Raw genomic sequence first — 20415 nt, forward strand, 5'->3', positions numbered from 1 at the left:
CTTCACGCGTCCTTTTTTTCCAACACGCGCTATCTCTTTTCTAACCCATCTCATAAAAAAAGCAGAGCCGCTCTTACTGACGCGTCTCTGCTTGATGCTTGGGGTGTTACCTACCCCTTCGACCGATTTTCCCGGTACCAAAACGGGTTTTGGGTTTGCTAATTTTGGGCTTCGGAGCATCGAAAATGCTGGACCCGCCCTTCTTACGGGAAATGCTGCCTTTGCTTGTACCGCTATCACTCTTACTGCTCCCTCCGGTCACACTGCCAGGATCGGTGACACTCTTACTGCTCCCCCTGCGGGTGAGCTGTCCCTTCCGTTCTACGGTGATCGGTGGCGCAATTTTCTTATCCTGCTCAGTCGGCTTGTGATACGTTCCTTGCTTAGGCTTATATTCATCCTTACTTCCATAACCCCTGTAAGAGCCATAACCGCCCCCTGAACCGAACAAATCGCCGATCAGCCTGGCAGCGAGATACGTTTCCAGAAAGCTGGAGTTATAGTTGCTACGCACATACTCTTCTGAATCGACTTCGACCAGCGTATCCTCCGGCTTTTTCGGATCTTGTTGCAAATGGTACCACTGTTTGCCGTACACCAGGAACATATGTTCCGAATTAGCGGATGAGATCTGATCAGGCTTCTTCTGTGACGCCAGTTCATCTGCTACTTCCTCGACCGATTGGCCACTTGCCCTGTAGACATAGGAGGTGGAATGACCTTCCTGGTTCACCGATTCCAGCGGATAGTTCTCCTTGAGGTCGGGAGCACTGCCGCATGCGGCAAGCACGGAGGCCAGCAACCCCAGTACCATAACTAAGGATAACAAGCGTGCTAACTGTCTTTTCATGGGCACCCTCTCCTATGAAGCCCGGATTACCCTAACATCGCCCGGGATCACTTTCTCACCTTCATACAGCATAAACCGTCCGTTCTGCCATTCAATGCGCAATAGACGGAAATCGTCGGACTGATACTGCCACACATGCTGCTCTCCCCCATTCATGAATGGGGTCTGTCCCGCCACTGCTACATGACCTTCGTATTCTTCCTCTAGGAAATACTCATGGTCATCCAGTTCCAGTGTTGTAGGCACCTCTGCAGGATTATCCAGCCGTCCGTCAATCGGTTTATACAACCCATATTGTAGCTGCTCCCGCTCCTCAATATGCAGATAGGCGATTTCGCTTCCATCACGTAGCGTCAGCACAACTGCATTCCGTCCTCGGTTATGGGTCCTCCCAGTGACCTCATAAGTAACCAGCGAGACTTCACAGATATCCCCGGGCGCAAGACTTAGCATGCTCTTGGGTACTGCCGGAGGCTCCGGCTTGGAGAATAAATTGCCTATGCGTTTCCAGATACTCAACCTCCATCAATCCTTCCTACAAAAAAGCTGAAATTATTAAAGCCCCGACGATATGCAGCGAACCTGAAAGCAAGCCATAACCGATTTTACCCTGCTGCGTCCCATGATCCAGATCCAGCTTGCCCCAAACGGCAAACAACAGGCGCACAGTACGCTCAAGTAACAGCAGTAATGCAAAAGAAACCACTGATACAAGCAGCGCTTCCCCGAGCCGGTTTGAAGTTGCGATCGAGGTTGATAATATGTATGCCTGGGTCAGCAGCTTCAGTACGAGCCTGGTCGTGACAGCCATGTTGCCCGCTTTCAGTTCTTCAATATCGTTATAACGGGTAAAAAGTGAATCCACGTACATCAGCACGAACAGCAAAATAACACTGCATACCGTCCATACCACCATGGACACCAGTATATGGAGATCCATTACCTTCAGCCCCCGCTAAATTAATTTTCATATCCTGTACTTGCATAGATAAAAGCGAAGGAGAAACGATCCCGCTGTCTCCCCTTCGCCTATTAATATTAAGCTGTTATTCCGGCTCTGCTTGCCTTACTTCTTGTCGTATTGCTTAAGCAGTGCAGCCAGCTCGTCTTCCACAGCCTGATCCTTGTGAAGCTTCTCAAATTCGTCATCCAGCGATTTACTGCCGGAGCTCATTTCGTTGCTCGCTTCCGCCTGTGCTTCTGCTTGGAGCATCTTCTCTTCCATACGTTTGAGGCCTGCTGAGGCCGAGTCAGAGCTGAATCCGCTCATAGCTTTGTTGATTTCAGTTTGCGCTTTAGCAGCGTTGTAACGCGCTACCAGCGTCTCACGTTTGTTCTTCATCTGAGCAAGCTGCTTGCGCATCTCATCTAGCTTACCGCGCAGGTTGTCTGCTGACGCTTTGTTCTGATCAAAGCTAGCCTTGTACTCAACAAGCTTAGCTTCCGCTGCTTTCTTCTCTTCAAGTGCACGGCGGGCAAGATCAACATTCCCGGCTTGAGCGGCCGCGTGAGCCTGCTGGTTGCGTTTGTCGACCAGTGCTTCCTGCTCTTCGTAGAGCTGTTTGAATTTCTTCTCAATGGCGATTTGAGCAGCTACTGCTTTCTCAGCATCCTCCAGATCCTCAGTCATATCGCGGATGTATTGATCCGTCATCTTAATTGGATCTTCCGCCTTATCGATAATCGCATTAATATTGGACATTGTGAGATCGCGTAATCTTTTAAAAATAGACATTGTTCATTCCTCCAAAAGAAAAGTTTAAAAAACTGTTTGTTATCTCATACGCAAAGATGCCGCCGCCGTTTCAACTTTGTTGCAATAAATACTGTTCCACTTTGGCATTAACAATTTCTACAACCTGCTGAATGCCCTCCTTGGTCAGATCATCATAATGAATGCCCATGACTACCGTTACCGATCTCCGCAGTGCAGTTGCTACCTTGTGAGCAATCCCCTCACTCAAAGTGTGTTCTTTGTGATGAGGAACAGCTGAGGTCAGCACTTCAACTTGATCCCCGATCAGAAAAGCTGTACTGGCTGCACCGATATGGCTGACACCTCCGGTAATAAGCAGCAGCAGATCACGGCCAACCTCCAGCGCGGTCAGTTCAATATCGCCCGGATGAATGTTCTCGTCAGCCAATTTCATAGCCTCCTCTTATTTTAACCGAATCATCAAGAAATAACTTCCTTCCCACCTGCTACGGCAGTAAGGTGAGACCTCTGTTACTTACTTTACTATATCATGGAACCGACTGTCTCTGGTAGAACACAGCCTCACACTAATAAATCATGCTTTGTTAATAAGGAATGTTACCACTAAGTCAATATTCTCTCAACAGTTTCAAAATTCTCATGAAGGCTTATGCTGCCGTCTACTTCAATGACATACCGGTTTAGTTCTACGGCTTCTCTGTGTACATATTTTGCGAATGAAGCATCCCTGTTCATCCAGTTGTCAAAAGCAATTAACGGATCGTCTGTCTGTCTCAAAACATCGTGAATCCACGGTCTTTGGCTGTAGAACTTTCTTTGAAAAGGCTCAGCGGGCACAAGCCACAACGCTCGATGATGACTATGACTCTTTAGATAAGGATCGACAAGGCACGGTAATAACTGGTTGCCTTCCACAACCACAGGCCGGTCTGCCGGCTTATCAGCAAGGTCTTGGATTACAAAAAGAAAGTCTTCCTTAAAGAACTGGATGTAATGTCTTAGCTGTTCCTGAGGATCAGTGAGACAGAAAGCCTCATTGAAATCCATCAGCGTGCTCTTAAGCATGGCCGGATGATTTTGTGGAGATATCTGCTTCATATGGACTTCAGAATGGGCATCACAGACATAGAGATCCAGCCCATGCTTTTCCGCATACCTTGCAGCGATCGTACTTTTCCCAGAGCAGGCGGAACCGCCTATCCAATATATAGTCTGATTCAGATTCAGATTCATGTTCATACCCCCACCGCTTTGTTTAATTGGCTCAAACAGGGCTGAATTTAGAGAACAGCCCCAAAAAACACGGGGCTGCACCTGAAATTTATATAATTCCGCGAATTTCGTCCAACGATTCGATCTTTTCTTCCTCCATAAACTGCAGCAGTTCATCTGCCAGCGTGCTACCGGCCCGCAGATTCATAAAGTTGTAAGTTCCCACCTGAACCACCGTAGCCCCGGCCATAATGAATTCAATGATATCGGTGGCTGAGGTGATTCCGCCCATGCCCATGACGGGAATGTTCACGTTCTTGGACACTTGATGCACCATCCGTAGTGCAACTGGCTTAATGGCCGGACCGGATAATCCGGCATACAGATTGTTGAACACACTGCTACGTTTGCGGACATCAATTTTCATGCCTGAAATGGTATTAATGAGAGAGACTGCGTCCGCACCTTCCGCCTCACACATTTGTGCCATCACGGCGATATCCTCTGCTTGGGGCGACAGCTTCACAGCGAGCGGAAGCTGCGTGGCCCGCCGCACGGCCCGTACCACTTCTTGCGCGGCCGGTGTTTTGATACCAAAAGCGATCCCGCCCTCCTTGACGTTAGGACAAGAGATGTTCAGTTCGATCATGTCCACAGCAGTTGTTCCGGCGCGCTGACGGGCATCCGCGTCCTGCTGGATCAGCTCCGCACCGAGCACATAATCCTCAAGCGTCCCTCCGCCAAGATTGACGATACGAACCGTATCAAGGTTCTCCCAGTAAGGACATTCCTTGGCGAGGAACGCTTCTATGCCGGGATTCTCCAGTCCAACGCTGTTGAGCATGCCTGAAGCGGTCTCGTATACGCGAATACCGGGGTTGCCCGCCTTGGGATGCAGTGTCAGACCTTTGCCTGAGATCCCTCCCAATGTGGACACATCATACATTTTTCCATACTCATGTCCAAAGCCAAAGGTGCCGGAGGCCATAACAATTGGATTCTTAAAATGAACATTGCCGATCTTGGCGCTCAGATTAGTCATGGAAAATCACCTCTTCCGCCAGAAAGACAGGTCCGTCTGCGCAGGCTTTGCGCTGTCCGTCACGACAGGACACGCTGCATACTAGACAGGCACCGATGCCACAGGCCATCCGGTTCTCCAGCGATAGATATACCTGAGTTCTGCTTCCCGCCTCCATCGCAGCCTGGCCCTTCTGCTGGGCTGATTTCAGCATGGGATGTGGTCCACATACGAAGATATGGTCATACGCGGCAAAATCAACGCTGTCGAGGATCCGTCCGCCCACATCCACCGTTAAGGATGCGGCGCGGGAAGAAAAGGCCTCCGTGCGGAAGGCCTCCCTGCTGAAGCCTAAGTATACGTCGCTGCCTGGCAGCTTCTCTGCGCAATAAAAAAGCGGGGCAATACCGATCCCCCCGCCTACGAGCGCTACTTTACCGGAAACAAACGGAAACCCGCTACCAAACGGCCCTTCCAGATTTACCGTATCACCAGGGATCAAACCAGCTAATATTGCTGTACCTTCCCCAACCACATGATACAGAAATTCAACTCCATCATCATTCACTTGATGTATACTAAGCGGCCTGGACAGCAGCGGATAGGCTCCCCATGCCCGCAGCATGTAGAATTGACCCATTTGTCCGCCATGATTTCCCTCCACCCTGAGATGGAAGACCCCTTCTGCCAGCCGTTCGTTACTTATAACTGTCGCCACGTTATCAAGCTCCTTCAAATTTAATCTTATTAAAGATTGCCTTAGAAGGAGCTTGAAATCTGTGACAATATTCACACTAACAACAATCTATTTTCTATTCCACAGCCCGCGCTCATAAGCTTTGGGCACCTGATTTGCGCCTCCCAGCGCTTCCTCTGCATGCAGCGCCCAATAAGGATCACTCAGCATGCCACGCCCAACCGCGATCAGCTCAGCACGCTCCTCTGCTACTATGGCCTGTGCATCCGAATAGGATTCCAAACGCCCTACCGCAATCACAGATACCTGCAGTCCGGTCCGTATGTACTCGGCCAGATCCGCCTGATATGCCGGAACGGCATTCGGTCCGCCATTAGAGCCGATTGGACCTTCCCCGCCGGAGGATACATGGAACAGATCTATCCCTGCATCGCGATAACGGGTGCAGAATTTGAGCGCATACTCACGGTCATATCCCCCATCTACATACTCCTTGGCTGAAACCCGCATGATAACAGGCATGTCCGCTGGCAGCACTTCTTTGACGGCTCTGACGACCTGCTCACCGAACAAGCCCAGATCCTTGCCATACTCATCTTCTCTGACATTCGTCAGCGGAGAATGGAACTGATGAATCAGGTATCCGTGCGCACCATGGATCTCCACGCTGTCAAACCCTGCTTCCACCGCTCTGCGCGCAGCTTCACGATAGGCATCAACCAGTTCAGCGATCTCTTCACGAGACAAAGCTTTAGGAGTCTTAGAGCGGCTGTCGAAAGGTATTGCAGACGGTGCTACCGGCGGCTTCGCATCCACTGCCTTACGTCCAGCATGGCCAAGTTGAATCGCAATTTTGGCACCATGACTATGCACGGCATCTGTGAGCTTGCGATAAGCTTCAACCTGTCCGTCATCCCAAATCCCGGTGTCTTGGTTCGTGATGCGGCCATCCGGGTGAACACCCGTCATCTCTACAATAATAAAGCCTGTACCGCCAACGGCACGGCTGACATAATGCACAAAATGCCAGTCATTAGGGATGCCATCCTGCTTGTCCACGGAATACTGGCACATTGGAGGCATCACAATCCGATTTTTCAGCGATAATCCTTTCAATTCATAAGGGGTGAATAAATTCGGCATACTTGTCTCCATCCTTCCCTGATCCCTATCTATCGGGCATTTTCATTGTCCCGTTTCATAAGTATACACGCATTGCCTGCTAGAAGAAATATTGGCCACAGAACGACGGGGACAGCATAAAATCCGGCATTCTGGGAGATAACAAAGGAAGATAATGGCCGTGATCATGACAAAAAAGGAGGTGCTTTCGGATGAATGATCTGTCCAAGGGCTGGAGACTGACCCTCGTGGCAGCGGTGATCTGTGCCCTGCTGCTTTCTCCCCCTTCACCATTAAAAGCTTCAGCGATTGCTAATCAAACCCCAGTGCAGTGGTTTAGCTCCAATGATCCCGAGGCCTCTTCTTCCATTGGAAATCCCGTCGGCCCAGCAGCTGAAACAACCTCTTCCAAAGAAGCGGCCCGGCCGCGAAAGGATTCCAAAGGGCTTACACTGAGCCAGCTGCTGCACAAGTATCCTGAGACGATCAAGACCAGCGGCCCGCGGCGGAAGATCATCGCCCTTACCTTCGATGATGTGCCCGATCCGCGCTTTACGCCGCAATTGCTAGATGTCCTCCGCAAGTACAAAGTGAAGGCCACCTTTTTTGTTGTAGGAAGCCGGGCAGAGAAACATCCAGGGCTTGTTGCCCGTATGATCCGGGAAGGGCATGTCATCGGCAACCACTCTTATAATCATCCGCAGTTTGTGAAGCTGAGACTGAATGATTTTCGGACACAGATTGTTCGTACTGAAAATATTTTGCAAGCCATCGCGGGCTATAAACCCCGCCTGATTCGCCCTCCCTATGGAGATATCAATGAACAGCAGCTTAAATGGGCGAAATCACATGGCTACAAGCTGGTTAACTGGAATGTGGATTCGCTAGATTGGAAGGGGCTCTCCAAGACGCAGGTCAAGAACAACATCCTCTCTCATGCCGGCAAGGGAGCGATCATTCTACAGCATGGCGGCGGCGGACATGGGAGCAACCTGAGGGGAAGCATACAGGCGCTGCCCGAGGTGATTACGAGCCTGCGACAACGGGGCTACACCTTCGTTACGGTTCCCCAGCTTCTGCAAATTTCGAAAAGCAAATAACAAAAAACGGAGGACGCCGCTATCAGCGGTCATCCTCCGTTTGTATTTCATATGAAGTTTATAATGAACTATTGAATAACGTATAATTGTACATACTGATAACCAAAGTCAGCTACAAAGCTCGGGCTTCCCGGGATAAAAATATCAATCCGGTTTCCCTTGATGGCACTACCCATATCGGTAGCGGTAGCAACAAAAGCGGACTTCGGTAGTCCAGGGTGAGTATAACCTGTCACCAGAACTTTAGTGCCGATTGGAATCACGGATGGATCTACAGCAATCGTACCCAGCTTCAGTGGGTTGCCAAGGTAATCGACCGCGCCCCATTTCCCGTTCTCGCTGCTTGCAGACGAGTAAGCCGAAGCTTTGACCTGCAGCGTCCGGTCATAGTTGAACACTTTTCCCCAAGCAGACACGGTATTGGTTTCCGGTTGAACGTTGAGATTGGCAGTAATGACCTCCGCTTTGGCAGATTCGCTTTGAGCTACCAGCGTAGGTGTCTTCCCAGGAATGTTCAGTTTCAAGCCTGAATAAATGTTGGTTGCAGACACCTGCGGGTTAGCTTTCATTAAGGCGTCAACACTGACTCCGTATTGCTTGGACAACGTATAGAAAGTGTTCCCTTCCTTAGCCGTGTGAATGCCATCAGCATGGACAGGAACGGCTTGCAGCGCAGCGCTGATTCCTATAAGAGCAGCAAAGGTTTTGATCATTTTGAAATTAATCTTCATTTCTTCCTCCTTGGTTTACAATGCACGGCGGCCATTTGAACAGCGCACTGCGCAAGTCTTTACCCTGTAGCTATGTATGAATTACTAAAGGGCATCAAAATGCAGCTCTTTGTAAACTAACAGAATCGAATATATCACAATTTTGTAACCAGTGCCAAAGCAATTGTTACCATTTTGAAAGAACTGTTCTTTTTAACGAAAAAGAGGGCTTTTATTTGGAGAACAATATAGGTTACATAACTATGATTATGTTAACTTATATTTCACTATCCGACCTGCAGCGCAAACTTTCGGCAAATTAAACCAAAGATTTTACACAGATTTAACAAAACTATCTTCTTCAAATAGTAAAATGGTAAAATAGATAAGCCGAAATTACGGCTGCACCGCCACCAAAGCGGTAACGAAAGAAAAAAGAATGACGTGGAGGGGCCATGAGCAAAATGATCGAAGAAGAGAAAAAGAATATCTTTAGCAGCAGTCCTGCCACTGCCTATCTCAACCGGGACCTCAGTTGGGTCGAATTTAACCGCCGGGTACTGCAAGAGGCCCAAGATGTGGACAACCCTTTGATGGAGCGGGCCAAATTTCTGGCTATTGTGTCCAGCAACCTGGATGAGTTCATCAGCGTGCGTGTAGCGGGCATCCAGGATCAGATCCGTGCAGGATATACGAAAAAAGACTTCACCGGTTATACTCCATCCGGCTTGTACAAACGCCTCTTCAAGCGGGTCTCCAAAATCATCGCCGACCAGTACCGCACCTTCCGCGATATCTCCAGGAATCTGCACAAGGAAGGCATTGTATTCGTTGATTACGGCGATTTGACACATGCACAGGAACTTTCCATAGAACAATATTACCGCGACATTATTTATCCTGTTCTTACGCCGATGGCAGTGGACCAGAGCCGTCCGTTTCCGCTAGTACATAGCCAATTCATCTACTTGGCGGTGGTTCTCTCCCGTAAAAATGCTCTAGAGGAAGAACCGTATTTTGCCATCCTGCAAATCCCGTCCAATCTGCCTAGATGTATCCCTCTGCCCCATCGCTCCAACAGCAAGAAGCGGCAGTTCGTATTCATAGAAGATGTCATCAGACATCATATCCAGACCTTGTTCAGCGGCTATGAGCCAGTCTCAGTTAGCGAGTTCCGCCTGACACGCAATTCGGACCTTACGATTGATGAGGAAGGCGCTGAGGACCTGCTGGAGGAGATTGAAAAAGAGCTGCGCAAGCGCAGACGCGGCGTACCGGCCCGGCTTGAAGTACAAAAAGGCATCCACCCCTATGCGCTGGAGCAGTTGCAGGCTGAATTCGAAATCGAGGATTTCGTATTCGAGATTGACGGTCCGCTGGATCTCGGATTCCTGCGCCAGTTTGCTGGTAGCCTTAAAGGCTTCAGTTACTTGAACTACCCTCCGGTGGAGCCACTATATCCGGTGGAGTTTGAAGAGAATGAAGACTTCTTCGAAGTGCTGCAAGAACGTGATGTGCTGGTATATCATCCGTACGAATCCTTTGACGCGATGACGGATTTTATTATTCAAGCCTCTGAAGACGAACAGGTCATGGCCATCAAAATGACACTGTACCGGGTCAGCGGCAATTCCCCGCTGATTACTGCCTTGGCAAACGCCGCCGAGTCGGGCAAGCAGGTCACCGTCGTAGTTGAGCTTAAAGCCCGCTTCGACGAGGAGCGCAACATTGCTTGGGCGCGCAAGCTTGAGCAGTCTGGATGCCATGTCGTCTACGGCCTGGTCGGACTCAAGACCCACGCCAAGATCACGTTGATTGTACGCCAGGAAGGCACAGAGCTGAAACGGTATGTGCATGTCGGGACCGGTAACTATAATGACAGTACCGCCAAGGCTTACACGGACTTGAGTTTGTTCACCGCGAATACCGACATCGGTCTGGACGCTTCCGAGCTGTTCAATCAAATGACCGGCTACTCCGCCAATTATGACTGGAACTCGTTCATCGTCGCGCCAACCAACATGAGCCTGTCCTTACAGAAGCTGATGCAGCGTGAGGCTGAGCATGCTGCGGCTGGACGTCCGGCCCGTATTATCGCCAAGATGAACTCCCTGTCCAACCAGCAGGTCATCGACGATCTCTACATCGCAGCCCAGGCCGGCGTATCCATTGATCTCATCGTGCGCGGGGTCTGCTGCCTGCGGCCGGGAATTGAAGGATTAAGCGAACGAATTACGGTGCGCAGCATCGTGGACCGCTTCCTGGAGCATTCACGCATTTATTATTTTGAGAACGGCGGCAAGCCAGAGGTCTATCTCTCCAGTGCAGACTGGATGACACGAAATCTGACCCGGCGAATCGAACTGATGTGCCCTGTGCATGACAGTACCATCCGGACGCAGATCATCAAGATTCTTGAGCTGACACTGAGCGATAACACCAAATCCAGTTTCCTTCAGCCCAATGGATATTATGAACGCGCGGACGACAAAAAGGCCCCTTTCCGGAGCCAGTTTGCCGCTATGGATGTTACACGTTGGAAGGGGAGTCGAGCTTTACCTTTAGACCCCAAACGTTCCTGAATGCTTTCAGAGCGTTCTCAATATCTTCAAGACCGATCAGAATGTCTGAGTCGCCCTGGAGGCTCATATGGAGGGTATTCCCTTGCATATGGCCTTCAAGGCCCCTAACAACGCCAATCTCGGTGCTGTCCAGTGCAATGCTCAACTGAACAAGCGTTCCAAGCTTGTGAATCCACTCTTCGTCGGAAGCCAGTAAAATGTCCTTGTGTTCGGTGGACAATTTCTGCTTCCGGCTTTTTGTGCTATAGGAAGAAATCATGGCGCACAGGATGAGCTGCCGATGCGTGAGACCGCGTATGGGCGAGTTCATTAGCCAATATCTCGTATGGCGCTTGGACTGATAATAATTAATATTCGATCCCGTTCGGTGCAACATGATGGAGACATAGACCAGCATCTCGATCTCCCGGGTATCCCCTTCGATCTTAAGCATGGACAGTAGGCTGCGAGCGAGTTTGTGAATGTGATCCAGATGCGTCTTGGAGGTGCGGATATCAAAGCGAATGATCGTATCCAGACTAAATTCCAGAGCGCTGTCCCGCACCGGCTGCTCCGGCTTCAGCAGATCATGCAGCATGCCTTCCCGCAAGCCTTCTCCGCTGATAACAGCCTGCACAGCACCAACATATTTGTATACGGTGTGAAAAATAATCAAACCGGAGACAATGATATCCGCCCGGCTTTTGGACAACCCGTCCAGTTCCTTCCGCTTATCAAGCGGCAACGCCGGTAGTGTAGCCATAAATTGCTCAATCGTCTCAGACGACAGCGTATATCCGTGCGAGTTTGGCAGCGAATAATCTTTACTCTTCTGATCCAGCTTACCCAGTGACCGCAGAGTACCGCCCAGTCCGAACAGAGGCAAGCCTTCCCCGGTAGTCAGCCAGTCATGCTCCACAAGCCGCCCCAGCACGTAAGCTTGAAGCTTATGAACCTGCTCCGCTGTCCAGTTACCGCCGTGGCCGAACATGACATTGGTATTCACAGCTCCGAACGGAAAAGAAATGCTGTGCTGATACCGGCGGCCTCTAAACAGCGTGATCTCCGTACTTCCGCCCCCGATGTCGATAACAAATCCGTCCTCGACATTAAACGCATTAATCACCCCGAGGAATCCAAAATAGGCTTCCTGATGACCGCTGATCACTTCAATTGGAATCGTTGAAGCTTCGGATAGGAAGGATATAATTTCGGCCGAATTAGCAGCATTACGGATGGCTGCTGTTGCACCTGCCCGGACTCTCTCTACACCGAATCCGTCGCAGATCTCCTTGAACTGACGCAGCACCGGGACAACGGTCTCCATGTCCTTCTGATCCAGCCGGCCATCTCTTGTTATTTTCTCACTCAGACGAGCGGAGTATTTGCATTCCTTTATGATCTTATAGCCTCCCGCCGGCGTCGTGTCATAGATTACCAGACGAATGGAGTTGGAGCCAATATCAATAATGCCGATCCGGCAGAGGTCATCTTTCATATGTATGTACTCCTTTTCAGGTTCATTAACCACTTATTATACATGTTTTGGACACATAAATGAACTTTAAAACAAAACGGCCTCCGGTAACCTACCGGGGGCCGTTTTATATATTATGCATTACAGCACTTTGCTCAGGAAATCCTGAGTCCGCGCATGCTTGGGATTACCGAAAACTTCCGCAGGGGTTCCCTGCTCAACAATAAAGCCCCCATCCATGAACAGAATGCGGTCGCCGACTTCTCGGGCGAAGCCCATCTCATGGGTCACGATCACCATGGTCATGCCGTCTTCAGCCAATTTCTTCATGACCTCCAGCACCTCACCGACCATTTCAGGATCAAGTGCAGAGGTCGGCTCATCGAACAGCATCACATGCGGCTGCATAGCCAAAGCACGGGCAATTGCGATCCGCTGCTTCTGTCCCCCGGACAACTGATTCGGATAAGCATCCTTTTTATCCTCCAGACCGACGGTCCGAAGAAGATTCAGAGCGAATTTCTCAGCTTCCTGCTGCGACTGCTTCTTCACCTTGATCGGCGCCAAGGTGATGTTCTGAAGTACGGTCATATGCGGGAACAGATTAAATTGCTGGAACACCATCCCCATCTTCTCACGGGTAAGATTAATGTCATGCTTACGCGAGGTTATGGACTCGCCCTCAAAGGTGATTTCACCGCCGGTTGGCTGCTCAAGCAGGTTCAGGCAGCGCAAAAAGGTGCTTTTGCCAGAACCGCTGGGGCCGATCACCACAACAACCTCCCCTTTTTGGATCTCCAGATCAATGCCTTTCAGGATTTCCAACTTTCCGTAATGCTTCTCCAGATTCTTAACGGCGATCATCGGTGTTCAGCCTCCTTTCGAGTCTGCCAAGCAGCTTGGACATAGTAAAGGTCAACACAAAGTACATCACAGCAACGACAATTAACGGTGTAAACCCGTCATAGGTAATTGTAGTTACCGCACGGGATTGGAACATAAGATCTGCCACCCCGATAAAAGAAACGATCGACGATTCCTTGATAATCGTAATAAATTCGTTGCCGATAGCTGGAAGTACGCTTTTCAAAGCCTGCGGCAGCACGATGTGGCGCATCGTCATTGCCTGTCTCATGCCGAGGGAACGCGCAGCCTCCACTTGCCCCCGGTCCACCCCTTGAATCCCTGCCCGGAAAATCTCGGCCAGATATGCGGAGCTGTTAATGGACAGTGTAATCGCACCCGATTGCACTGCGCTGAACTCGACACCAAAGCTGGCCAGACCATAGTGAATAAGGAAGAGCTGCACCAGCATCGGTGTCCCCCGTAGGAACTCTACCCAAGCCGTGGCAATAAATCTGAGTACACGCAATTTGGACATGCGAAGCAGCGCAACAGCAATCCCCAGTACGAAACCGAAGAATACGCCGAGCACGGCCAGCAGCAGGGTGTACTGTAGACCAGACAGAAAAAAGTTCCGGTAATCATAAGCTAAACTAAAAATGTTCATTATACCTGCACAACCTCCAATCTCCAAAAAAATAGAAAACAGCGGAACAAGCACCGCTATTTTCTGTAAGTACAGCTGTTCATTCCAATTGATAACAGATTAATTACTTTTCAGCCAGTTCGCTTGCTTCTGTTACGTATTGCTCAATCTTACCTTCGGAATTCAGTCGGCTAAGTGTCTTGTTAACTTGATCCAGCAGCTCTGTGTTGCCTTTCTTGATCCCTACCACATAACCATCATCTTCAGCTTCTGGTTTGGCATCTGTAATTACGATTCCTTTAACGTTCTTTACAAAGGACTTCGCAACAGGACCTTCAATAATGGCAGCGTCCACGCGGTTGGATTGCAGCTGGAGCACGATCTCGGAAATTTTGCCAAGGGAAGTCAATTGTGCGCCTTCAATGCCTTTAGCGAGCTCTTCCTGGATCGATCCGGTCTGAACGCCGATCTTCGTTCCTTTAAGCGAGTCCATCGTCGAGAACTTGTCCTTATCTGCTTCGCGAACAACCACAGATTGCTCTGCTTTGTAGTAGATATCGGACAGCTCGACTGCTTTCCTACGCTCTTCCGTTGGGCTGAGGCCCGAGATGACCATATCGATTCTTCCGCTCGACAATTCATTCAGGAGGGAATCAAAAGGCAGATCCTTAATCTCAAGCTCAGCGCCCATGTCAGCGGCGATATCTTTGGCAATGTTGATGTCAAAACCAACGATGCTGTCTTTACCGTCAATAACCTTGTGGAATTCATAAGGCGGGAAATCCGCGCTGGTACCCAGTGTCAGTGTTTTTTTGGTAGTAGATCCGGTGTTAGCTTCTCCGCTAGCTGCGGAATCATTGCCATTCTTATTTTGACCGCAGGCCGTCAGTAGTCCTACTGCAAGCAGCAAAGTTAGTGAAAGTGTACCCCATTTTTTCATTTCTATATCTCCCTTTTCTGTATTTAGCGTATGCTGTTTAATTAGACCGATTTATTATAAATCAGTTCGTATGAATATGCAAAGACATTTTTACTAGAAATGCTTATTATTTTGTGTAATTTTCAGTAAATTTCAATCTTTTTGCACAGGGTTGACATAAAAAGTATATACTGATTTTAAACAAAAACACCCATTTTGAGAGTTTGGTTCATTCCACAGATTCAACGGGTATTAACATGCTAACAAACTGTTGCCAGGCGCATAATCCTTGCTCTGAAACTATCCAATAAGGAGGTGCTGTCATGCTGTTGGAGGCTTTGTACCATGTTCCCCGAGACAAGTGGGCTTATGCTTACGATACTGAAACCATTCACTTGCGTGTCCGCACCAAACAGAACGATGTAGATCATGTAACGGCTCTGACCGGCGACAAATATGACTGGAAACACACTTATTATGAGGTACGAATGGAAAAAGTCGCTTCCGACGAGATGTTCGACTATTGGGAGGCAGCCGTCAGACCCAAATATAAGCGATTGTGTTACACCATACGAATTAGTTCTGGAGCCGAAGTGATTTATTTGCTCGATAATGGTATCATTCGCCACGAATACCCCACCCCGCCGAGTCACTATTTTGAGTTCTCCTACATTCACAAAATCGATGTGTTCAAGGTACCTGAGTGGGCCAAAGACGCGGTATTCTACCAGATCATGACGGAGCGGTTCGCGAACGGCAATCCTTCAATCAGTCCCAAGGGTACAGAGGAATGGGGCGGCCGGCCAAAGCTGGACAATTTTTTCGGCGGAGATCTCCAAGGGGTGTTGGATCATCTGGACGACCTGCAGGAGCTCGGCATCAATGCCATTTATTTCACCCCGCTCTTCCTCTCGCCCTCCAATCATAAATATGACATTGTGGATTATAAAAAAGTCGACCCCCATTTTGGGGATAATGCACTGCTAAAGCGCGTGGTGCAACAATGCCATGCACGGGGTATACGCGTCATGCTGGATGCGGTCTTCAATCACTGCAGCGACCAGTTCCCTCCCTTTCAGGATGTACTGCAAAAAGGCGAATACTCTTTGTACAGGCACTGGTTTCATATTAACTCTTTTCCGGCCGAGATTGTCGATGGGATTCCTACCTATGACACCTTCGGTTTTTTTGGCAATATGCCCAAATTCAACACCGCCAATCCAGAAGTCAGATCTTATCTGCTAGAGGTTGCCGAATACTGGATCAAAGAGATCAAAGTAGATGGCTGGCGGCTGGATGTTGCCAATGAGGTGGACCACCATTTTTGGCGGGACTTCCGCAAAGTCGTGAAGAATGCCAACCCCGAAGCCTATATTGTCGGAGAGGTGTGGAGCGATTCACTAACCTGGCTGCTGGGCGATCAATTTGATTCGGTTATGAACTATCCCTTCTCAGGAACCGTGCTGGAATTCTTCGCTGGCGGTATGAATGGCGTGACATTCGGGCATCGGATCGGCGGACTACTGATGCGTTATCCGCAGCAGACGAATGAGGTGGTCTTCAATCTTCTTGGCAGTCATGATACCCCTCGTTTGCTGACCTGTGTAGGTGAAGATAAACGCCGCCTGAAGCTCGCCGTTGTCTTCCTGTTCACATTCATGGGCACACCTTGTATTTATTACGGAGATGAGATTGGCCTTAGCGGTTATCAGGACCCGGACTGCAGGAAATGCATGGAGTGGGACCCCGCAAAACAGGACCGGGAGTTATATGAATTCTATCGGACGATGATTGCCCTGCGCAAAGAGCACAAGGCGCTGCGCGAAGGGCGGTTTCGCCTGCTGCAGGCCAGTGAGCGCGATGCCTGCATCGTCTATGAGCGGGCGGACGACAAGTTGCACTTCACGATCTGGATGAACAATATGCCGGAAGAGCGCACGCTGAGTCATCCTATGGAGACCGACGACTGGCAGGATGCTCTGACGGGAGAATCTGTCTTTCCGCAGAACGGGATCATGAATATTCGCCTGGAGCCTTATGGCTACCGGATACTCACTCGTAATTTAGACTGAAAAACAGGCTGTCCCTTGTGCCATCATATGGCAGGGACAGCCTGTTTCATTATTCCTCCGGCAGATCCGTTACAGCGCCTTTCGCCGCTGAAGAGACAAGACGCGCATACTTGGCAAGCGCACCTCTTGTGACTTTAAGCGCTGGCTTGTTCCATGCGGCCTTTCTGCGCTCCAATTCATCCGGTGTAACTTCGAATGAGATCTCCTGCACTTCACTGTCGATCGTCACCAGATCATTAGTCTGCAGCAGTGCGATCGGTCCGCCGACTTGCGCTTCCGGGGCCACATGACCCACGACAAAGCCGTGGGAACCACCGGAGAATCTGCCGTCGGTAATCAACGCTACGTCACCGCCGAAGCCTTTTCCGACAATTAAAGCAGTTACCGAGAGCATTTCCGGCATGCCGGGGCCACCTTTAGGACCGCAATATCGAATAACGACAACATCGCCTTTGCGGATTTCATCATTCAGAATGGCATCCGTGGCCTCAGATTCACTGTCATACACTTTCGCCGGACCGGTAAAGCGAAGCTTCTTCATCCCGGACATCTTGGCGATCGCTCCTTCCGGCGCCAGGTTACCCCAAAGCACAACCAGCGGTCCGTCAGCCTTGAGAGGCTCATCGAACGGACGGATAATATCTTGATCCTTTGGAAGCGGCGCAGCCTCAGCCAAATTTTCTGCCAGCGTCTTGCCAGTGACGGTCAGGCAATCCCCATGCAGCAGTCCTCTTTCCAGCAGTACCTTCATGACGCCGGACACGCCACCGATATCATTCAAATCCTGCATCACATATTTACCGCTCGGCTTAAGATTAGCAAGATGTGGAACCTTAACGCGGATGCGCTCAAAATCGTCATAGGTCAAATCAACTCCTACAGAATGGGCAATCGCAATCAGATGCAGGAAAGCATTCGTGGAACCGCCGAGGGCCATGACTAGTGTTATGGCGTTCTCAAAAGCTTTTTTCGTCATAATATCCCGCGGATATATCTCCTTCTCCAGCAGACTCAGTACCTGTTTCCCTGCCTTAGCGCATTCCTCTGCTTTGTCTGGGGAAATTGCAGGTGTTGAGGAAGATCCGGGCAGGCTCATACCCAATGCTTCGGCAGCGGAAGCCATCGTATTGGCGGTATACATGCCGCCACAGGCACCCGGACCTGGACAGACGCTGCATTCAATCTTGTGCAGCTCCTTCTCGGTCATTCGGCCGTCATGATACTGTCCAACCGCTTCGAAAGCCGTGACGATATCCACCTTCTTACCATCTAGCGTACCCGGCTGTATCGTTCCACCATATACGTAGACTGCTGGCAGATTCAGCCGACCAATTGCCATCAGACAGGCCGGCGTATTCTTGTCACAGCCGCCAACTGCGACGAGTGCATCCAGACGTTCCGCGCCCATGACAATCTCAATGGAATCGGCTATGGCTTCCCGGCTGGGCAAGGAAAAAGACATGCCTTCATGACCCATTGCGATTCCATCTGCAACGGTGATCGTGTTGAAGATGAGCGGCGCACCGCCGTTATCCTTAACTCCTTTTTTAGCCTGGACCGCCAGTTGGTCAATATGCATGTTACACGGAGTGACTTCGCTCCAGGTGCTTGCAATGCCGATCATCGGCTTCTTGAAATCCTCGTCTGTAAAGCCTACCGCCCGGAGCATGGCCCGGTTCGGCACACGATTAACGCCCTCGCTGATGACTTTGCTGCGTATTCTCAGATCTTTACTTGTTGACATGTTCTCACCCTTTTCTAATAGATCAGTTCATATAGCTTATGCAGTCTTTCTCTATAGCTTTTCCAAACTTCGCAATTAATTGCTACCTTCGTGGACATTCCAAATTACTAAAGAGAAATAGTAAGGGAATCATTTTCTTATCCTCTTTTTCTTAGTATGCAATATATCGCATATATATATTAAAATCAAGTTGTTTTCTACATATAAAAAACCGCTCCCCAAGATCTCTTGATCTTAGGAAACGGTTTATTATGGTTTCTACTCTATATCTTGCCGGGAGAATTTCTTGGTTGCTATCCTGTAATTCTCTTATAGATATCAATGTAATGCTGTGCAGATACATTCCAGCTGTAATCTCCCGCGAAGGCATTCTTCGTGATTCTTTTCCAATGCTCAGGTTGGTTATAGGTTGAAATCCCCCTGCGCAAGGTGTGCATCATATCATGTGCATTATAGTCCTTGAAAGTAAACCCGTTGCCCTCCCCCGTCACTTCGTTGTAGGAATGCACGGTATCGTTCAGCCCGCCCGTCTCCCGCACTACCGGAATGCTGCCATAGCGGAGGGCAAGTAGTTGGCTAATGCCGCATGGTTCGAACTTGGAGGGCATAAGGAACAGATCGCTTGCGGCATATATTTTGCGAGACAGACCTTCGCTGAACGTAATTTGTGAAGACACCTTATCAGGATATCGCCAGGCTGCTTCGCGGAACCAGCGCTCATAAGACTCATCCCCGGTTCCTAAGACGACAAATTGAAATTCATCATTATATAGCAGCTCATCCAGCACCCGTGTCACAAGATCCAAGCCCTTGGAATCCACGAGACGGGTAACCATGGCAACCAGCGGAACTTGGGGATTCACCGGTAGACCGAGCTCCTGCTGCAATCCCACCTTATTCTCGGCCTTCTTGGTCAGATTGGAACGGTAACGGGTAAAAATATGAGGGTCAGACGCTGGATTGTAGCTTTTAGTATCAATGCCATTCACAATTCCGCTCAAACTGCCTGCCCGCTCATTCAATAACCCGTCCAACCCATAACCATAATAAGGTGTGCGGATTTCTTCGGCATAGGTCGGACTCACAGTAGTAATATAATCGCTATATACAAGGCCGCCCTTCATATAATTCACGTTGCCGTAGTACTCCACACCGAGGAAATAATTACTGTCAAGACCAAGCAGCTCGCTCAGCACCTCATATGGGAACACTCCCTGATACAGCAGATTGTGGATCGTAAACACCGTGCGTATATCACTGTAAAAAGGGTTGTGGCGGTAATGCCCCTGCAGCAGCAATGGGATCACAGCGGCATGCCAGTCATGGCAATGCAGCACATCCGGCTGAAAGTCGATGGCCGGCAGGCATTCCAGCACGGCACGGTTGAAGAAGGCAAAACGCTCCCCATCATCCATATATCCGTAAATGGCATCCCGCCCGAAATAATACTCGTTGTCGATAAAATACACCGTGATCCCGTCATGCACGAGTCGTTCAATACCGCAATACTGGCTACGCCAGCCGACCGGGACGTTGACTACGGTAACCGGTTGTAGCTGAGAGGTGAATTTTTCAGGAATTCCGCGATACTTTGGCATAATGACTCTGACATCCACCCCTGCACCCTTCAGTGCTTTAGGCAGGGCACCAATAACATCGGCCAGACCACCCGTTTTGATAAACGGATGACCTTCGGCTGCGGCAAATAAAACTTTCATGTTTAT

The 20415-nt window shown here is 49.6% G+C and carries 19 protein-coding genes; 3 read left to right on the forward strand and 16 right to left on the reverse strand.

Features of this window, described 5'->3' with window-relative positions; all coding sequences use genetic code 11:
- Nucleotides 1–106: 106 nt before the first annotated feature.
- From ACFRAM_RS00760 to ACFRAM_RS00800, 9 genes are all read right to left on the reverse strand, one after another.
- On the reverse strand, nt 107–850 hold the full coding sequence (locus ACFRAM_RS00760) for a DUF4247 domain-containing protein (RefSeq protein WP_175373175.1): 744 nt from the start codon (nt 848–850) through the stop codon (nt 107–109).
- 12 nt (nt 851–862) lie between these two features.
- Nucleotides 863–1369, reverse strand: a complete 507-nt coding sequence (locus ACFRAM_RS00765; protein WP_066361470.1) for a DUF4178 domain-containing protein — start codon at nt 1367–1369, stop codon at nt 863–865.
- 16 nt (nt 1370–1385) lie between these two features.
- Nucleotides 1386–1790, reverse strand: coding sequence for a DUF350 domain-containing protein (locus tag ACFRAM_RS00770; RefSeq protein WP_175373177.1), 405 nt, complete (start codon nt 1788–1790; stop codon nt 1386–1388).
- Between the two features lie 126 nt (nt 1791–1916).
- Complete coding sequence (locus ACFRAM_RS00775) at nt 1917–2585, reverse strand: PspA/IM30 family protein (protein ID WP_175373178.1); 669 nt, start codon at nt 2583–2585, stop codon at nt 1917–1919.
- 70 nt (nt 2586–2655) lie between these two features.
- Complete coding sequence (lpdD, locus tag ACFRAM_RS00780; RefSeq protein ID WP_379464053.1) at nt 2656–2994, reverse strand: prenylated flavin chaperone LpdD; 339 nt, start codon at nt 2992–2994, stop codon at nt 2656–2658.
- 176 nt (nt 2995–3170) lie between these two features.
- Complete coding sequence (locus ACFRAM_RS00785) at nt 3171–3800, reverse strand: hypothetical protein (RefSeq protein ID WP_379464055.1); 630 nt, start codon at nt 3798–3800, stop codon at nt 3171–3173.
- Nucleotides 3801–3888: 88 nt separating this feature from the next.
- Nucleotides 3889–4821 carry a dihydroorotate dehydrogenase gene (locus tag ACFRAM_RS00790; RefSeq protein ID WP_379464057.1) on the reverse strand — a complete coding sequence of 311 codons (933 nt, stop codon included), beginning with the start codon at nt 4819–4821 and terminating at the stop codon, nt 3889–3891.
- Nucleotides 4814–5518 carry a dihydroorotate dehydrogenase electron transfer subunit gene (locus tag ACFRAM_RS00795; protein WP_175373181.1) on the reverse strand — a complete coding sequence of 235 codons (705 nt, stop codon included), beginning with the start codon at nt 5516–5518 and terminating at the stop codon, nt 4814–4816. The genes ACFRAM_RS00790 and ACFRAM_RS00795 overlap by 8 nt, the downstream gene beginning before the upstream one ends.
- 87 nt (nt 5519–5605) lie before the next feature.
- On the reverse strand, nt 5606–6640 hold the full coding sequence (locus ACFRAM_RS00800; protein WP_379464059.1) for an NADH:flavin oxidoreductase/NADH oxidase: 1035 nt from the start codon (nt 6638–6640) through the stop codon (nt 5606–5608).
- A 191-nt stretch (nt 6641–6831) separates the two neighbouring features.
- Here ACFRAM_RS00800 and ACFRAM_RS00805 point away from each other — a divergent pair, with 191 nt between their 5' ends.
- A complete protein-coding gene (locus tag ACFRAM_RS00805) occupies nt 6832–7719 on the forward strand; it encodes a polysaccharide deacetylase family protein (RefSeq protein WP_379464061.1) in 888 nt (295 codons plus the stop codon).
- Between the two features lie 68 nt (nt 7720–7787).
- On the opposite strand, the gene ACFRAM_RS00810 is transcribed toward ACFRAM_RS00805, so the two are convergent.
- Entirely contained in the window at nt 7788–8450 is a 663-nt protein-coding gene (locus ACFRAM_RS00810) for a 3D domain-containing protein (protein WP_175373183.1), read from the reverse strand.
- Between the two features lie 443 nt (nt 8451–8893).
- Here ACFRAM_RS00810 and ppk1 point away from each other — a divergent pair, with 443 nt between their 5' ends.
- Nucleotides 8894–11011 (forward strand): polyphosphate kinase 1, encoded by a 2118-nt coding sequence (ppk1, locus tag ACFRAM_RS00815; RefSeq protein WP_175373352.1) that lies wholly within the window; start codon nt 8894–8896, stop codon nt 11009–11011.
- Here ppk1 and ACFRAM_RS00820 read toward each other — a convergent pair.
- The 4 genes from ACFRAM_RS00820 to ACFRAM_RS00835 all read right to left on the reverse strand — a co-directional run bounded on the left by ACFRAM_RS00820 (nt 10959) and on the right by ACFRAM_RS00835 (nt 14896).
- Nucleotides 10959–12488, reverse strand: coding sequence for a Ppx/GppA phosphatase family protein (locus ACFRAM_RS00820; RefSeq protein WP_379464063.1), 1530 nt, complete (start codon nt 12486–12488; stop codon nt 10959–10961). The two genes, ppk1 and ACFRAM_RS00820, sit on opposite strands and share 53 nt — an antisense overlap.
- Before the next feature lie 120 nt (nt 12489–12608).
- A complete protein-coding gene (locus ACFRAM_RS00825; protein ID WP_175373185.1) occupies nt 12609–13331 on the reverse strand; it encodes an amino acid ABC transporter ATP-binding protein in 723 nt (240 codons plus the stop codon).
- Nucleotides 13318–13977 carry an amino acid ABC transporter permease gene (locus ACFRAM_RS00830; RefSeq protein WP_175373186.1) on the reverse strand — a complete coding sequence of 220 codons (660 nt, stop codon included), beginning with the start codon at nt 13975–13977 and terminating at the stop codon, nt 13318–13320. The genes ACFRAM_RS00825 and ACFRAM_RS00830 overlap by 14 nt, the downstream gene beginning before the upstream one ends.
- 103 nt (nt 13978–14080) lie before the next feature.
- The gene (locus ACFRAM_RS00835; RefSeq protein ID WP_379464066.1) at nt 14081–14896 is read right to left on the reverse strand and encodes a transporter substrate-binding domain-containing protein; all 816 of its coding nucleotides are present in this window, start codon (nt 14894–14896) and stop codon (nt 14081–14083) included.
- 302 nt (nt 14897–15198) lie between these two features.
- Between ACFRAM_RS00835 and ACFRAM_RS00840 the strand changes: the two genes are divergently transcribed.
- Nucleotides 15199–16947, forward strand: a complete 1749-nt coding sequence (locus ACFRAM_RS00840) for an alpha-glycosidase (RefSeq protein WP_379464068.1) — start codon at nt 15199–15201, stop codon at nt 16945–16947.
- 49 nt (nt 16948–16996) lie between these two features.
- Here the strand turns inward: ACFRAM_RS00840 and ilvD are convergent, their stop codons facing one another.
- Together ilvD and glgA are read right to left on the reverse strand one after the other, a co-directional pair.
- Entirely contained in the window at nt 16997–18691 is a 1695-nt protein-coding gene (gene ilvD, locus ACFRAM_RS00845) for a dihydroxy-acid dehydratase (RefSeq protein ID WP_379464070.1), read from the reverse strand.
- Between the two features lie 293 nt (nt 18692–18984).
- The gene (gene glgA, locus ACFRAM_RS00850) at nt 18985–20409 is read right to left on the reverse strand and encodes a glycogen synthase GlgA (RefSeq protein ID WP_379464072.1); all 1425 of its coding nucleotides are present in this window, start codon (nt 20407–20409) and stop codon (nt 18985–18987) included.
- Nucleotides 20410–20415: the final 6 nt, after the last annotated feature.

The organism is Paenibacillus sp. NPDC056722, assembly GCF_042790635.1.
In the GTDB taxonomy this organism is placed as follows: Bacteria; Bacillota; Bacilli; order Paenibacillales; family Paenibacillaceae; genus Paenibacillus_AQ; species Paenibacillus_AQ agri.

What these genes read in the sequence shown, in the direction of transcription:
- ACFRAM_RS00760 (WP_175373175.1), bottom strand. Translation starts at nt 850, where the DNA reads ATGAAAAGACAGTTAGCACGCTTGTTATCCTTAGTTATGGTACTGGGG.
- ACFRAM_RS00770 (WP_175373177.1), bottom strand. Translation starts at nt 1,790, where the DNA reads ATGGATCTCCATATACTGGTGTCCATGGTGGTATGGACGGTATGCAGT.
- ACFRAM_RS00775 (WP_175373178.1), bottom strand. Translation starts at nt 2,585, where the DNA reads ATGTCTATTTTTAAAAGATTACGCGATCTCACAATGTCCAATATTAAT.
- ACFRAM_RS00785 (WP_379464055.1), bottom strand. Translation starts at nt 3,800, where the DNA reads ATGAATCTGAATCTGAATCAGACTATATATTGGATAGGCGGTTCCGCC.
- ACFRAM_RS00790 (WP_379464057.1), bottom strand. Translation starts at nt 4,821, where the DNA reads ATGACTAATCTGAGCGCCAAGATCGGCAATGTTCATTTTAAGAATCCA.
- ACFRAM_RS00800 (WP_379464059.1), bottom strand. Translation starts at nt 6,640, where the DNA reads ATGCCGAATTTATTCACCCCTTATGAATTGAAAGGATTATCGCTGAAA.
- ACFRAM_RS00805 (WP_379464061.1), top strand. Translation starts at nt 6,832, where the DNA reads ATGAATGATCTGTCCAAGGGCTGGAGACTGACCCTCGTGGCAGCGGTG.
- ACFRAM_RS00810 (WP_175373183.1), bottom strand. Translation starts at nt 8,450, where the DNA reads ATGAAGATTAATTTCAAAATGATCAAAACCTTTGCTGCTCTTATAGGA.
- ppk1 (WP_175373352.1), top strand. Translation starts at nt 8,894, where the DNA reads ATGATCGAAGAAGAGAAAAAGAATATCTTTAGCAGCAGTCCTGCCACT.
- ACFRAM_RS00820 (WP_379464063.1), bottom strand. Translation starts at nt 12,488, where the DNA reads ATGAAAGATGACCTCTGCCGGATCGGCATTATTGATATTGGCTCCAAC.
- ACFRAM_RS00825 (WP_175373185.1), bottom strand. Translation starts at nt 13,331, where the DNA reads ATGATCGCCGTTAAGAATCTGGAGAAGCATTACGGAAAGTTGGAAATC.
- ACFRAM_RS00830 (WP_175373186.1), bottom strand. Translation starts at nt 13,977, where the DNA reads ATGAACATTTTTAGTTTAGCTTATGATTACCGGAACTTTTTTCTGTCT.
- ACFRAM_RS00835 (WP_379464066.1), bottom strand. Translation starts at nt 14,896, where the DNA reads ATGAAAAAATGGGGTACACTTTCACTAACTTTGCTGCTTGCAGTAGGA.
- ACFRAM_RS00840 (WP_379464068.1), top strand. Translation starts at nt 15,199, where the DNA reads ATGCTGTTGGAGGCTTTGTACCATGTTCCCCGAGACAAGTGGGCTTAT.
- ilvD (WP_379464070.1), bottom strand. Translation starts at nt 18,691, where the DNA reads ATGTCAACAAGTAAAGATCTGAGAATACGCAGCAAAGTCATCAGCGAG.
- glgA (WP_379464072.1), bottom strand. Translation starts at nt 20,409, where the DNA reads ATGAAAGTTTTATTTGCCGCAGCCGAAGGTCATCCGTTTATCAAAACG.